At 70.5% G+C, this 13,680-nt stretch carries 12 protein-coding genes and 1 riboswitch; of the genes, 8 read left to right on the forward strand and 4 right to left on the reverse strand.

Features of this window, described 5'->3' with window-relative positions; translation table 11 throughout:
* Positions 1-317 precede the first annotated feature (317 nt).
* Entirely contained in the window at positions 318-773 is a 456-nt protein-coding gene (locus ACYVJS_RS02165; protein ID WP_460737336.1) for a hypothetical protein, read from the forward strand.
* An 86-nt stretch (positions 774-859) separates the two neighbouring features.
* Here ACYVJS_RS02165 and ACYVJS_RS02170 read toward each other — a convergent pair whose 3' ends face one another.
* The 3 genes from ACYVJS_RS02170 to ACYVJS_RS02180 form a co-directional block, all read right to left on the reverse strand.
* On the reverse strand, positions 860-1,603 hold the full coding sequence (locus tag ACYVJS_RS02170; protein WP_460737338.1) for a hypothetical protein: 744 nt from the start codon (positions 1,601-1,603) through the stop codon (positions 860-862).
* A 193-nt stretch (positions 1,604-1,796) separates the two neighbouring features.
* Positions 1,797-2,945, reverse strand: coding sequence for an N-acetylglucosamine-6-phosphate deacetylase (nagA, locus tag ACYVJS_RS02175; protein WP_460737340.1), 1,149 nt, complete (start codon positions 2,943-2,945; stop codon positions 1,797-1,799).
* Positions 2,942-4,435, reverse strand: a complete 1,494-nt coding sequence (locus tag ACYVJS_RS02180; protein ID WP_460737342.1) for a beta-N-acetylhexosaminidase — start codon at positions 4,433-4,435, stop codon at positions 2,942-2,944. Before ACYVJS_RS02180 ends, nagA begins: the two co-directional genes overlap by 4 nt.
* Before the next feature lie 96 nt (positions 4,436-4,531).
* A riboswitch (ZMP/ZTP riboswitch) is annotated at positions 4,532-4,615 on the forward strand.
* Between the two features lie 36 nt (positions 4,616-4,651).
* On the opposite strand from ACYVJS_RS02180, the gene glyA reads away from it, so the two are divergent.
* The 3 genes from glyA (at position 4,652) to ACYVJS_RS02195 (ending at position 8,413) form a co-directional block, all read left to right on the forward strand.
* Complete coding sequence (glyA, locus tag ACYVJS_RS02185; protein ID WP_460737344.1) at positions 4,652-5,926, forward strand: serine hydroxymethyltransferase; 1,275 nt, start codon at positions 4,652-4,654, stop codon at positions 5,924-5,926.
* 138 nt (positions 5,927-6,064) lie between these two features.
* On the forward strand, positions 6,065-6,949 hold the full coding sequence (locus ACYVJS_RS02190) for a bifunctional methylenetetrahydrofolate dehydrogenase/methenyltetrahydrofolate cyclohydrolase (RefSeq protein ID WP_234073473.1): 885 nt from the start codon (positions 6,065-6,067) through the stop codon (positions 6,947-6,949).
* Positions 6,950-7,102: 153 nt separating this feature from the next.
* Complete coding sequence (locus tag ACYVJS_RS02195; RefSeq protein WP_460737347.1) at positions 7,103-8,413, forward strand: amidohydrolase family protein; 1,311 nt, start codon at positions 7,103-7,105, stop codon at positions 8,411-8,413.
* A 14-nt stretch (positions 8,414-8,427) separates the two neighbouring features.
* Here the strand turns inward: ACYVJS_RS02195 and ACYVJS_RS02200 are convergent, their stop codons facing one another.
* On the reverse strand, positions 8,428-9,405 hold the full coding sequence (locus tag ACYVJS_RS02200) for a PDR/VanB family oxidoreductase (protein WP_460737349.1): 978 nt from the start codon (positions 9,403-9,405) through the stop codon (positions 8,428-8,430).
* A gap of 118 nt (positions 9,406-9,523) precedes the next feature.
* On the opposite strand from ACYVJS_RS02200, the gene ACYVJS_RS02205 reads away from it, so the two are divergent.
* From ACYVJS_RS02205 to ACYVJS_RS02220, 4 genes are all read left to right on the forward strand, one after another.
* The gene (locus ACYVJS_RS02205) at positions 9,524-10,738 is read left to right on the forward strand and encodes an amidohydrolase family protein (protein WP_460737351.1); all 1,215 of its coding nucleotides are present in this window, start codon (positions 9,524-9,526) and stop codon (positions 10,736-10,738) included.
* Positions 10,739-10,874: 136 nt separating this feature from the next.
* Positions 10,875-12,197, forward strand: a complete 1,323-nt coding sequence (locus ACYVJS_RS02210) for an FAD-binding oxidoreductase (RefSeq protein ID WP_460737353.1) — start codon at positions 10,875-10,877, stop codon at positions 12,195-12,197.
* On the forward strand, positions 12,194-12,979 hold the full coding sequence (locus ACYVJS_RS02215; protein ID WP_460737355.1) for a creatininase family protein: 786 nt from the start codon (positions 12,194-12,196) through the stop codon (positions 12,977-12,979). Before ACYVJS_RS02210 ends, ACYVJS_RS02215 begins: the two co-directional genes overlap by 4 nt.
* Complete coding sequence (locus ACYVJS_RS02220) at positions 12,976-13,623, forward strand: pyridoxamine 5'-phosphate oxidase family protein (RefSeq protein ID WP_460737357.1); 648 nt, start codon at positions 12,976-12,978, stop codon at positions 13,621-13,623. Before ACYVJS_RS02215 ends, ACYVJS_RS02220 begins: the two co-directional genes overlap by 4 nt.
* Positions 13,624-13,680 lie beyond the last annotated feature (57 nt).

A 13,680-nucleotide genomic window follows, 5' to 3' on the forward strand; every position in this document is an offset into this window, starting at 1 on the left:
AGATCACGGGTAAACACCATGATCTCGTGACGAAGATGCAGTCTCGCCGAGAAGCAGGCCCGGGGGCGGGGTCAGACGGGGTCGCCCGTCAGTCACACCGCTGGCGACATGGCGGTCTATCGAGGCCCCCGCTGAGCTGTCACCCTTCTCATGGCATGCTCGACCAGTCGGCTCTCATGGCATGCTTGACCAGTCGGCGAGTAGTCGCACTGGTGACAGCCCACCGGACGTGAAGGAGGTTGTGACTTATGGGTCGGTGGCCCGCCCCTCTGTCGCGGTGCTTCCAATCGGGGTGGTGAGTGTGCGACCCTGTGGGAATGGTGCTGGAACTGACTCGGGCGGATGGTAAACCGCGTGTCTGGCTGGCCCTGTCACTTGTCGGTGCGGCCGTCATCGGCATATCCGTCTCCGTGGTGGCCGAGATTTGGTTGCTCCCGGCGATGACGACGCAGTTGGTTGAGCGTTTTCCTGAAGTACGTCGTTACCTGGCCCACGGCCTAGCCTGGTCGGTTTTGGTCTTTTCTTGCTGGCAGGCGCTGCTTGTTCTCGTTCTTCTTGCCGTCAACGCGCGGAGAAATCACCGAGCAGCTCGCGCACTAGTCCGGGCGATGCTTAGCCTGCTCGTGGCAATCGTGCTCTTGGCAATCGTGGGCTTCGTGGCCCTCGTGCTGCTTGCGTTTGCGACGCCGGGGGCGGTACTGGCGCTCGGAGCGATGGCACTGGTGGGTGCTGTCGGCATTGTGATTCTGTGGGTTCACGGCTCCTCGCGTTAGAAAGCGCCCAAGCCTGGTGGTCAGGTTGCAACCGTCGGGGCAGAGGAATAAATCGCTCTGCCCCGACGAGACATCTCGACCCTCGATCACCAATGTGCGGATGGGTCGATTCGAGTCGTCTCGATGTTGAAGATAGTGGGCGGCGCATCTGATACGAGCGTGTCCTGCCCCCAGCCTATGACTTCGGGGCCAGCGTTCCACCCTCCATCGAAGCTGGCGTTCGAGCAGGTCGTTGCGCTCCTGTAGCCGTCGGTGCGCGTCCAGTAGAAGCAGACGGAGACGATCCGTTGACCTTCGTATACGTTGGCGGCTGCTTTCCCCGTGCCGCGGTAGTCCACGTATCCGAATTCTTCGGCGTACGCGTAACTCGAGCCCCACACGAGGTTGGTGGAGATTTCTCCAGGAGGAGGTGTGGTCGGATACTCCGTGCCAATAGGACCCTGCCCTGGCACCATCTCGTACGATTCGACCGTCACTTCGGCGCCATCCTCGGGCCCGAATTCGTGCCCGTTCACAATGACTGTGCCAGACGTGGTTGTCGAAGCTTCGCCAGAATCTGCATGTGCAGCGGCGGCTCCGCTTCCCGCCAGCAGCAATGCTGCTACCGCGCCGATCAATGTCCTTGCCTTCGTCATACTCTGTTTTCTTTCCTGTTTCGTGTTCTCAACGATCATTTCGATCGTCGCGAGCAATACTGCGGTGGCCCGGCCGAGGGGTGCATTTGGCACTGTGGACAACCGATGCCACAAAACAGCCGATGATCGCGTCGGTACGCCCATATCGACTTCGTTGAGTGCTTCGACGATTCGATCGCCCTGGAGGATCGACATACCTGCCTCCTCGTAGCACGGGCGCTGCCAAGCAACAGAGTGCCGGGTGCTATCAAGACAGCGCCGACATGTCCTACCGCGTCAGAACTGCGGCGCCTGGGGCAGTCCTGCGGGGTGTTCCGTCAGAGAGAAAACTCTCTCCACGCTGCGTCGGACGCGGAGCAGTCTCGCGGAGAAGCAGGGCGGGCGGTGGTCAGACCGGGGCGCCGCCCAGCCATACTCGGGCGACGCGCAGGTCTGCGGTGAGCAGCACCGCGTCGGCGAGGCGGCCGGGCTCCAGCGCTCCGAGGTCCTCTCGGCCGAGCACGCGCGCGGGGGTCTCGGTGAGGGCCTGCACGGCGGCGACCAGCGGCACTCCCGCCCCGACAGCGACGCGCAGTGCCGCATCCTGCGTCAGCGTGGACCCGGCGATCGTGTCGGTGCCGGCCACGCGCGCGATGCCGCCCGCGACCTCGACATCGAGCGCGCCCAGGCGGTACGTGCCGTCGGCGGCCCCGGCGGCGGCCATCGCGTCGGTCACAAGGGCGACGCGGCCTGCGGCGGCGGATGCGGCGATCCGCACGACGTCGGGATGAAGGTGCACGCCGTCGGCGATGATCTCCAGCACCACACGGTCGTCGGCGAGTGCCGCCCCCACCGGCCCGGGGGAGCGGTGGTGAAGACCCGGCATCGCGTTGAACGCGTGCGTCAGCACGCGCGCTCCCGCGTCGAAGGCCGCGGCGGCGAGGGCGGCGTCGGCGGAGGTGTGCCCGACCGCCGCAACCGCGCCCGCGTCCACGATGCGCCGGACGGCATCGAGACCGCCGGGAAGCTCGGGTGCGAGCGTCACCTGGCGCACGGTGCCGCCGCCCGCCGCCAGCAGCATGTCCAGCGTTTCGGGGTCGGGCGCGCGCAGGAGGTCGCCGGCGTGCGCCCCCCGGTGACTGGGCGCGAGGAAGGGGCCCTCAAGATGCGAGCCGAGGATGTCGGGGTCGGTGTTGGTGAGCGCCGCGATCGTCTCCAGGCGTTCGACGAGGTTGTCGAGCGTCGCGGTTGCGAGCGACAGGATGGCGCGTGTGGTGCCGTGCGCGAGGTGCAGCGCGCGGGCGGCACGCACCGCATCCGGTCCGTCTTCGTAGGAGCGTCCGCCGCCCCCGTGCCCGTGCAGGTCGATGAACCCCGGGGTGAGGACGGCGTCGGGGCCCGCCTCGGCGCGCGCATCGACGATCGTGTCGCCCTGGTGCGCGCGCCAGCCTTCGCCCGTGCCCCGATGCGTGATGCGATCGGCCTCCCAGCGCACCCAGCCGTCCGGCGACTCGCGGCCGCTGTCGACGAGCCGTGCGGAGTGGACGATCACGCTCATGATCGCCGCCACGGAACGTCGTCGATCCGCCGATAGGCGAGCCCGTCGGCGTCCCACCGCGTCGCGAGATCCGCAAGGCGCTCGCGGAAGCTCTCCCACGACCGGGATGTGCGCGCCGACCACGCCACCTCGGCGGCGGCGGCGAGGCGCGGGAACACCATCTGCTGAATGTCGTCCTCGGTGCGGATCGTCTCGGTCCACAGCGCCGCTTCGACGCCGAGGATCTGCTCCTCCGTCACGCCGGGAACGACCTCGGCCGGCTCCCACTCGTAGGCACGGCGCAGCGGCGTCGGGCCGTTCGCCCACGTGAGCCCGAGCGCGCAGTCGGCGCTGTCCTTCATGTCGAGGTACACCGCGTCGGCGGGGGACAGGATGAGGCGTCCGCCGCGCTCGATGAAGCCGCGGGCCTTCTCATCGGCGCCGTCCACGGGGTGAACGAAGCCCCAGTACTGTCCGAGCGTTCCCGGTGCGAGGTGCGCGGCGCTGCCTGCTTCGTGCCAGGCGACGGGGGTCTTGCCCAGCGAGGTCACGAGTGCGGTGACCTCCGCGATCGCCGCGTCGTAATCGTCGCGCGACGTGCCGAGGGCTTCGTCGCCACCGACGTGCAGGTAGGGGCCGGGCGTGAGCTCGGCCAGCTCGGTGAACACGTCGCGCAGGAACGCGCTCGTCTCGGCATCGCCGGTGCGCAGAGACGAGAAGCCGACACCGAAACCGGTGTAGGCCTGGCCTGCGACGGGCAGGCCGCCGCCGAACTGCGCGGCCGTTTCCTCGAGCTCGGGGGTGAGAACGGGAGGCCGGGCGATCTCGGGGTACGCGAGCCCCACGGCGTGCGTGTGCCCCGGCACATCGAATTCGGGGATCACCGTGATGTGATGCGAGGCTGCCGCATCCGTGATTCGCTGCCAGTCGGCGCGTGAGTAGCAGCCGCCTGCATCGCCCAGGGCCGCCGAGTCGGAGGCGTGCTCGGCCAGTCGCGGCCGCGAATCGAGCGCGAGCCGCCACCCCTGGTCGTCGCTGAGGTGCAGGTGCAGCACGTTGAGCTTGAGCTCCGCCATCCGATCGAGCAGGCGCTCCACGACGTCGACGGCGAAGAAGTGCCGGGCGACGTCGAGCATCAGACCGCGGTGGGCGAAGCGCGGTGCGTCATCGATCACGACGGCCGGCCACACCCAGCCCTGCCGGGTCGGTGCCAACACCTGCAGCAGCGTGTGGACGCCGTGCAGCAGACCCGCGGCGTCGGATGCGGTGAGCTCCACGGTGTCCGCATCGATCCGAAGTCGGTACGACTCCGCGGCGCCCTCGCCGTCGACGCGCAGGCGGATGCGGGCATCCGGGGCGGCAGGAAGCGACAGGCCCGTGCGCCGGTGCAGCCGCGCGCTCAGGAGGGCGACCGCCTCCGCCTCCCCGGTGATCGAGACCGCGTCCGTCACCGCGAACGCGCCGTCGCCGAGGGCCACGGACCTCGGCCGCGGGACGAGACCGGTTGTCATGTAAGGAACCTTAACAAACTGGTCCGCGGCGCACCATGCGTTCGCCTGCCGAGCACCGTGCGTTCAGGTGTGCCCCGCGTCCGCGTCGGGTATGCTCGATGCCGTCGCGACTGGCGTTGAGGTGGATGACCACCGGGGAGCGACCGACACGGTATTCGGCCGTACGCCTGGGCCGATACGGAACCCATCTGTCCGAAACCGTCGTCAGGGAGAGTCATGACCGACCCGTACTTCAACGCCCCCCTCGCAGAGGTCGACCCCGAGATCGCCCAGGTTCTCGAGCGCGAACTCGAGCGTCAGCGCGGGTATCTCGAGATGATCGCGTCCGAGAACTTCGTCCCCGTCTCGGTGCTGCAGTCGCAGGGCTCCGTGCTCACGAACAAGTACGCCGAGGGCTACCCCGGTCGCCGCTACTACGGCGGCTGCGAAGAGGTGGACGTCGCGGAGGAACTCGCGATCGCCCGCGCCAAGTCGCTGTTCGGCGCCGGCTTCGCCAATGTGCAGCCGCACTCCGGTGCCTCCGCCAACGCGGCGGTGCTGCACGCGATCGCCCGCCCCGGCGACACGCTGCTGGGTCTCTCGCTCGATCAGGGCGGTCACCTCACGCACGGCATGAAGATCAACTTCTCCGGCCGGCTGTACAACATCGTCGCCTACGGCGTCGACCCCGAGACCAGTGTCATCGACATGGACGAGGTGCACCGTCTCGCCGTCGAGCACAAGCCGAAGGTCATCATCGCCGGCTGGTCCGCGTACCCGCGCCAGCTCGACTTCGCGCGCTTCCGCGAGATCGCCGACGAGGTCGGCGCGTACCTCTGGGTCGACATGGCGCACTTCGCCGGCCTCGTCGCCGCGGGTGTGCACCCGAACCCGGTTCCGCACGCGCACGTCGTCTCCTCGACCGTGCACAAGACGATCGGCGGCCCCCGCTCGGGCTTCATCCTCACGAACGACGAGGATCTCGCGAAGAAGATCAACACCGCGGTCTTCCCCGGCCAGCAGGGCGGTCCGCTCATGCACGTGATCGCCGCCAAGGCGACCGCGTTCAAGCTCGCCGCGACCCCCGAGTTCAAGGAGCGCCAGGAGCGCACCGTCCGGGGTGCGGCGATCCTGGCCGACCGGCTCGCGCAGCAGGACGTGAAGGATGCCGGCATCGCGGTGCGCTCGGGCGGCACCGACGTGCACCTCGTGCTCGTCGATCTCCGCGAGGCGGCCATCGACGGCAAGCAGGCCGAGGACCTCCTGCACGACATCCACATCACGGTCAACCGCAACGCGGTGCCCAACGACCCGCGTCCGCCGATGGTCACCTCGGGTCTGCGCATCGGCACGCCGGCGCTCGCCACCCGCGGGTTCGGCGACGCAGAGTTCACCGAGGTCGCCGACATCATCGCGCTCGCGCTGCTGCCCGGCGCCGACGTCGAGGCGCTGCGCACCCGCGTCGCAGCTCTGACCGCGGCCTTCCCGCTGTACCCCGACCTGCACCAGTGATCGGAACGGATGCGGCAGCACCGGGTGTTGCCGCATCCGTATCCCTACGTGCATAGTGATTGAGTACCCTCGGTCGCGACGCTGCGCTCATCGCGCAGATCGGCGCGTGCTCGGGGCGGGCTCGAAGAGGAGACGACAATGACCGCGATCACACTCGACGGCGTCCGCACCGCGGCCGCGATCAAGGAAGAACTCACCGCGCGCGTGGCGGCGCTCGCCGAGCGCGGGGTGGTTCCCGGCATCGCTACGGTGCTGGTGGGGGCGGACCCCGCCTCGCAGCTGTACGTGGGAATGAAGCACAAGCAGTCCGTCGCGATCGGGATGAACTCGATCCAGCGGGAGCTGCCGGCGGACGCCACGCAGGAGGACGTCGAAGCGTTGATCGACGAGCTCAACGCCGACCCGACCTGCCACGGGTACATCGTGCAGCTGCCGCTGCCGAAGCACCTCGACACGGATCGCATCCTCGAGCGGATCGACCCCGACAAGGACGCCGACGGGCTGCACCCCACCAACCTCGGCCGCCTCGTGCTGAACGTCAACACCCCGATCACCTCGCCGCTGCCGTGCACGCCGCGCGGTGTGATCGAGCTCCTCCAGCGCAACGGCTACGACCTGGCCGGCAAGCACGTCGTGGTCGTCGGCCGCGGCGTCACGATCGGCCGCTCGATCGGACTCCTGCTGACGCGCCGCGACATCAACGCCACGGTGACCCTGACCCACACCGGTACGGCGGACCTCCCGTTCCACCTCGCCCAGGCAGACGTCGTGGTCGCGGCCGCCGGCGTCAAGCACCTCGTTCGGGCCGAGCACCTGCGCGCGGGCGTCGCCGTGCTGGATGTCGGCGTCACGCGTGAGACGCACCCGGAGACGGGCAAGAGCATCGTCTACGGCGACGTGCACCCCGACGTCGTGGAGGTCGCCGGTTACGTGTCGCCGAACCCCGGCGGCGTGGGGCCCATGACCGTGGCCCTGCTGCTCACGAACGTCGTCGAGGCCGCGGAGCGCGCCGCAGGTCTCTGACCCACCGGCGGCACAGCACCGCCCGGCGCGACGCAACTCAGGCGGTGCTGCGGATTCCGGCGGGTGGAGACGGTCCAGGCGCGGTTCCCGGCTGAGTTGTGCACGCGAGCCCGCGGTAACGTGCCCGTGATCTGCGACTGAGACGATCGCGTCATGCTCACCCTGCGCGGCGCGCGCCGCATCCTCGTCGACCGTCGCACGGAGCGCGACGGCGACCTCGTTCTCGACGGCGCGGTGGTGTCGGCGTCGTCCGAGGGGCCGGGCGAGCAGCTCGACGTGTCCGGCTGCGTCGTGGCACCGGGGCTCATCAATGCGCACCACCACCTCCTGCAGACCGGCTTCCGCACCCTGCCCGGAACCCGCGGCGTGCCCATGCGGGACTGGCTGCCGGCGATGGCCGCGGCCTACGCGGGCGCTGGCATCGACCCCTCCCTCACCGGCACCACGGCCGCCGCCGGCATCGCCGAGTCGCTGCTGAGCGGGGTGACGACGGTGGCCGATCACCAGCTGAACTGGCCGGATCCGTCGCGCTCGCCGCATCCCGTCGACGACACGGTCGCGATCGCCCGGTCCATAGCGGATGCGGCCGCCGAGCTCGGTGCCAGGCTCGTCTTCGTCCGTGGTTCGGCCCGGGACGCCCCCGAGGCGGCCGAAGCGAGCGCGCGTGCCATCGCCGCCCACTTCCTCACTCCGGATGCGCGCGGGGTGAGCTCAGACGGGATGCTGCAGATCGCGGTGGGGCCGGCGGGCGTGCACTCCGACGGGGAGGAGACCTTCCGCGCGCTCGGTGCCGTCGCGCGCGAGTATGGCCTCCGCCGTCGCACGCAGGCGAACGAGCAGGTCGACACGCAGATCGCGCTGGATCGCTACGGCCGGCGGCCCCTCGACCTGCTGGAGGAGTGGGGCTGGCTCGCGCCCGATGTCACGATCGCCCACCTGTGCGATGTGACCGACGCCGAGATCGACCGCCTGGCCGCGGCCGGGGTCACCGCGACGCACGCCCCCGGTTGCGACGTGCCGATGGGATGGGGGATCGCCCCCGTCGCACGGATGCGGGAAGCGGGCATCGAGGTGGGACTCGGCACGTCCGGCGGGGGCTCCAACGACGCCGGGCACCTGCTGGCCGACGCGCGGCTCGCCCTGCAGGTGTCGGCGCTCGTGGGTCCGCAGCTCGACGCGCGTGACGTGCTGGAGATGGCGACCGCCGGTTCGGCGGCAGGGCTCGGCCGGTCCGAACTCGGTCACCTGAGGCCAGGAGCGGCCGCGGACGTGTGCGTGTGGGACGTCGACACGGTGGCGGATGCGGGTGTCGCGGACCCCGTGGCGGGATTGCTCTGGACCGCTCCGGGGCGCAGGCCCCGCCACGTGATCGTCTCGGGACGTGTGGTCGTGCGCGACTACCGTCTTGTGCAGGGCGACGAGCGCGAGATCGTCGAGCGACTGCGCACCCGGGTCGGTCGGTGACGGCGTAGGCGCACTCAGAGATCGAGCACGATCCGTTCGCACGCCGCGCGCGAGACGCAGACCATCATGACGGTCGAATCACGCTGCTCGATCGGCGTGAGCACCGAGTCCCGGTGCTCGATGTCGCCCTCGAGCACCGGGACTTCGCACGTGCCGCACGTGCCGCGGCGGCAGCTCGAGAGCACGAGCGTGTCGGGGGACTGCTCGCGGATCGCGTCGAGCACCGACTGCTCCGGCGAGACCACGACGACATCGCCGCTCATAGCCAGCTCCACCTCGAACGGGCCCGGCCACACCGGTGCCCCGAACTCCTTCGCCTCGAAACGCTCCACGTGCAGCGCGCGCTCGTCGACACCCGCATCCAGCGCGTCCAGCATCCGCTTCGGACCGCACGCGAACACGGCCGTGCGCTCGTCGACGGATGCGGCCAGCGCGTCGATGTCGAGGCGGGAGCCCTCGTCGCGGGCGTGGATGCGCACGCGGTCGCCGTACGCCGCGGCGAGTTCTGCCGTGAACGCCATGCTCGCGCGTGAGCGCCCCGCGTAATCCAGCTCCCACTCCGCGCCGGCGGTCTCGGCCGCGGCGGCCATCGCTCGGATCGCCGTGATGCCGATCCCGCCCGCCACGAACCGATAGCGCGTGCCGGGGGAGACCTCGAACGGGAAGTGATTGCGGGGTCCGCGCACGCGCACACGCGTGCCGACCGAGAGCTCGTCGTGCACGCGCACGGATCCGCCGCGCCCGCCCGTCTCGCGCAGCACCGCGATGCGCCACCGGCCGCGCTCTGCGGTGTCGCCGCACAGCGAATACTGGCGTTCCACCGGGCCGGTGCCGTCGGCATCCGGGAGGATCACGTCGAGGTGGGAACCGGGGGTCCACGCGGGCAGATCACGCCCGTTCGGAGACGCCAGATCGAAGGCGACGATGTCGCCGGCGAGCGCGGTGCGCTCCACCACGACGAGATCGCGTTCGACGTCGCTGAAGTAACTCACAGCGCGCCACGCTAACCGGCCCGTGTGACGAGCAGATGACGACGGGTGCGTTACCGGCGGGAAATGCGCGGCGGATACGGTCGGCGCTGGCGTCGGACGGCGCCGGAGAGGGATCACCATGACCGAGTCGCCGCAGACCACGATGATCGATCGGATCGCGGGTGCCACGCTCGCGGACGGCTCCCGTGTCGACGTCACGATCCAGGACGGCCGTGTCGCCGCCGTGACACCCGCGACCGCCGTCGCGACGACCGGCGCGCACGATCTGTCCGGCTACGTACTCCTTCCCGCGGCGGCCGAGCCTCACGCGCACCTCGACAAGGCGCTCAGCTGGGACGCCATCCGCTCGCCCATGGGCGATCTCCGCGCTGCGATCGCCGCCTGGCGCGTCTACGCCGAGACGATGACGGTGGCGGATGCGGCCGCGCGTGCTCGCACGCAGGTGCTCCGGATGCTGCGTAACGGCACCACCGCCATCCGCACGCACGTCGACGTGCTGCTGGGCGACGCGCCCCTTCGCGGCGTCGAAGCGCTCGTCTCGGTGCGGGAGGAGCTGGCCGCACTCGTCGACATCGAGATCGTCGCCCTCGCCGGCCCTGATGTGCCGACCGCGCACCTGGAGGCGGCGCTGGATGCGGGTGCCGACGCCGTCGGAGGGGCCTCGCATCTCGCCGATGACCCGCTCGCCGACCTGCACCGCCTGCTCGATGTCGCCGAGCGCCGCGGTGTTCCCGTCGACCTGCATACGGATGAGGGGCTCGCGGCCGCCGTGACCCTCGACGCCTACGCCCGGCGCACCCTCGGATGGCCGCAGAACCGCTCCGCGGGGCACTGCGTACGACTGGGCACCCTCGACGAGCCCGCGCGCGATGCGGTCATCGCGGAGGTCGTCGCGTCGGGCGTGGGCATCATCGCCAACCCGATCACAAATCTGTCGTTGCAGGGGTGGGGCGTCCCCGTCGCGACCCCGCGCGGCATCGCGCCTGCCCGGGCGCTGCTGGCCGCGGGGGCGCGGTTCGCCGCCGGCGCCGACAACGTGCGCGACCCGTTCAACCCGCTCGGCCGCGGTGACGCGCTGGAGACCGCGATGCTCCTCGTCATCGCCGCGCACCTCACTGCCGACGAGGCATACACCGCGGTGTCCGCCGGTGCGAGAGAGGTCATGGGGCTGCCCGAAGCGGGGGTCGTCGTCGGTGCCCGCGCAGACCTGCTCGCCGTGCGGGCGGACTCGCTCGTGCAGGCGATCGCCGAAGCGCCGGCGGACCGCCTCGTGATCCGCGGTGGGCGCATCGTGGCGGCCGCCGCGACCGAGGGCTGGGTCGCCGCCCCCTGATCGCAAACCGCGTGTTGCGTGCGCGAAACATGGACGGCGCATGATGATCGCGGGCCACGGCCTCTGCGCGGCGAGTGACTCATCACCCGGCTCGTCGCGCTCCTTCGTCGGGAGATGCACGCGAAGGAGGATTCCTATGTCCGCACCCGATTACGCCGCCCTCGAGGCAGAGCTGCGCGACCTGCTGGGTCCGCGCGGTGTCTCCAGCGATATGCGTCAGCGCGAGAAGGCATCCGTCGACGGCGCGCGGATGTCGCCGATCATCGCCGAGCTGCTGCCGTTGGGGATCGCCGACCTGGTCGCTTTCCCGACGACCGCTCAGGAGATCGCCGACGTCGTCGGCCTCGCCGCGCGTCACGGCGTGGCCATCACCCCACGCGGCAAGGGGACCGGCAACTACGGTCAGGCGATCCCCATGCCGGGCGGACTCGTGCTCGACACCTCGCGCGCCCGCACGATCGTCGAGGTGGGCGACGGCTGGATCACGGCGGATGCGGGCGCGCCCATGAACGCGCTCGAGGCCGCCGCCCGTGCGGCCGGTCAGCAGCTGTGGATGTACCCGTCGACCGTGCACACCACGATCGGCGGATTCCTTGCAGGCGGCTCCGGCGGAACGGGAACGATCGCGCACGGTTCGAACGACAGGGGGTTCGTGCTCGCCCTGGACGTCGCGACGCCCGCATCCGGCGGGGCGCTGCGGCACGTCGAGGGCGACCAGGCGCAGGGGTTCGTGCACAACTACGGCACCGCGGGCATCATCGCCCGCGCCACCGTGCGCCTCGAGCCGCTGCAGGACTGGCGTGGTCTCTACGCCTCGTTCCCCGACTTCTCCGGAGCGCTGTCCGTGCTGCGAACGCTCGGCCGGATGACGCCCTCGCCGCGACTCGTGTCGGCCGACACCCCGCACATCACCGCGCAGCTGCCGCCGGACGAGGCTTTCGCCGACGGGCGCAGCTCACTGCGCATGATCGCCGACGCCCGCATCCTCGACGAGGCGGTCGCCGTCATCGAGCAGGCCGGCGGGCGGATCGAGGATGTGCGGGAGGGGTCGGGCGTCAGCGCCGCCATCTCCGTGCTCAGCTACAACCACCCGATCGAGTGGCTGCAGAAGTCCGAGCCCGGCGTGTACTTCCACGTCGAGGTCTCCGGGGACGCGCTGGTGGAGCGCATCGACGAGGTCCACGCCGTCTACCCCGGCGGCCAGTTGCACATCGAGGCGGGTCACACCGTTCCGATCGGGATGCTGGCGGGCGTCTACGAGAGCCCGGAGGCCGTCTACGCCGGCATCGAGCGGCTCGGCGAACTGGGCATCGGCGTGCACAACCCGCACCAGTGGAACGTCGACTTCCGCCTCGCCGAGACGGTGGAGCTGGCGCGGCACACCGACCCGCAGGGCCTGCTGAACCCGGGCAAGCTCAACCCCGACTACGCAGGCCCGACCAAGGGGGCGATCCGATGACGGCGGCCTCGCGGCGCTGGGACGATCTCTCGGGACCGGCGCTGGTCGCGGCTACGAGCGACCGGTCGATCGCGGTCGTGCCGATCGGGGCGATCGAGCACCACGGTCCGCACCTGCCGCTGCGCACCGACACGCTGATCGCCGAAGCGGTCGCCACCGCGGCGGTCGCGCGCGTCGCCGCGCAGGGGGTGGATGCGTGGCTGCTCCCGACGCTCGCGTACGCGAAGTCCGATGAGCACTATTGGGCACCCGGAACCCTCTGGATGGAGGGGACGACCCTGCTCCAGCAGCTCATCGAGATCGGCCGCTCCATCGCGCAGACGCCCGTGCGTACGGTCGCCTTCGTCAACGGACACGGCGGCAACGTCATGCTGCTCGGTTGGGTGAACCGGGAGCTCCGGCGCCGATTCGGGCTGCGTTCGTTCTCGATGGGCTCGGGCGCGGGCGTCGCGGGCGACGGGCGGGACGGTCGGCCCGACGAGCTCGGTCAGGGCATCCATGCCGGTTGGGGGGAGACCTCGGTCGTCATGCACCTTGCGCCGCACCTGGTGGCGGAGCAGCTTCCGCCACGCAACGTGCCGGAGCGGATCGCGGGGTTGACCCACATCGGCTTCAACGCGAAGCCCGTGATGTTCGGATGGACGAGCGACGACTTCGGTCCCGACGGGGTGATCGGGGACCCCACCGGCGCGAACGCCGAGGACGGGCGTCGGATCTTCGAGGCGGGCGTTGCGTTCGTCGCCGAGGCTCTCATCGAGATCGACGGATTCGAGTTCGCATGACCGGCCCTCCTGCATCCGACATCGTCGCCCTCCGGGTGCCGCGCATCGACGTGGTCACCGATCCCGTGCACGCCGAAGATCCGCCGCGCGATCCCCTCGCCCTCGCGGCGTCGTGGCTGCCCGGTGACGGCGAGGAGCGCGCCCTCATGACGCTCTCCACCGTCGACGAGGACGGCTTCCCTCGCGCCCGCACCGTCATGCTGACCGAGTTCGACGGGGAGCGCTTCTTCTTCCATACGGATGCGGCGAGCCGGAAGGTGCGCGAGCTCAGCCTCAACCCGCGGGTCGCGCTGACCGTGCTGTGGCCCGGCTTCACGCACCAGCTCGTCGTGCAGGGGACCGCCGCCGTGGCGGAGGAGGACGAGATCGCCCGCGCCTACGCCGGCCGCTCCGACTACCTGCGCCAGCTCGCGTGGCTGAACACCGCCGAATACGCTCGCCAGCCGCGTGCGCGCCGGGAACGGCAGTGGGCTGCGTTCGCTGCGGCGAATCCGCATCCGGCGCAGCCCGACGGCTGGATCGGCTACGCGGTGCGGCCGCGCCGCATGCTCTTCTGGACCTCGCATCCCGCCGCCGCGAGCCGCCGCCTCGAGTACGTGCGCGAGGACGGCGACGGCTGGGTCTGCCGGCACCTGCCGGGCTGAGTCCGAGTCCCGCCCTGGCGCCGCGCGCCGGTCGGAGGATGTGCGCAGTGTCGGAGG

The organism is Microbacterium neimengense (genome assembly GCF_054782995.1).

Coding starts and splice junctions, on each gene's coding strand:
- ACYVJS_RS02165 (WP_460737336.1), top strand. CDS start 318: ATGGTGCTGGAACTGACTCGGGCGGATGGTAAACCGCGTGTCTGGCTG.
- ACYVJS_RS02170 (WP_460737338.1), bottom strand. CDS start 1,603: ATGTCGATCCTCCAGGGCGATCGAATCGTCGAAGCACTCAACGAAGTC.
- nagA (WP_460737340.1), bottom strand. CDS start 2,945: ATGAGCGTGATCGTCCACTCCGCACGGCTCGTCGACAGCGGCCGCGAG.
- ACYVJS_RS02180 (WP_460737342.1), bottom strand. CDS start 4,435: ATGACAACCGGTCTCGTCCCGCGGCCGAGGTCCGTGGCCCTCGGCGAC.
- glyA (WP_460737344.1), top strand. CDS start 4,652: ATGACCGACCCGTACTTCAACGCCCCCCTCGCAGAGGTCGACCCCGAG.
- ACYVJS_RS02190 (WP_234073473.1), top strand. CDS start 6,065: ATGACCGCGATCACACTCGACGGCGTCCGCACCGCGGCCGCGATCAAG.
- ACYVJS_RS02195 (WP_460737347.1), top strand. CDS start 7,103: ATGCTCACCCTGCGCGGCGCGCGCCGCATCCTCGTCGACCGTCGCACG.
- ACYVJS_RS02205 (WP_460737351.1), top strand. CDS start 9,524: ATGACCGAGTCGCCGCAGACCACGATGATCGATCGGATCGCGGGTGCC.
- ACYVJS_RS02210 (WP_460737353.1), top strand. CDS start 10,875: ATGTCCGCACCCGATTACGCCGCCCTCGAGGCAGAGCTGCGCGACCTG.
- ACYVJS_RS02215 (WP_460737355.1), top strand. CDS start 12,194: ATGACGGCGGCCTCGCGGCGCTGGGACGATCTCTCGGGACCGGCGCTG.
- ACYVJS_RS02220 (WP_460737357.1), top strand. CDS start 12,976: ATGACCGGCCCTCCTGCATCCGACATCGTCGCCCTCCGGGTGCCGCGC.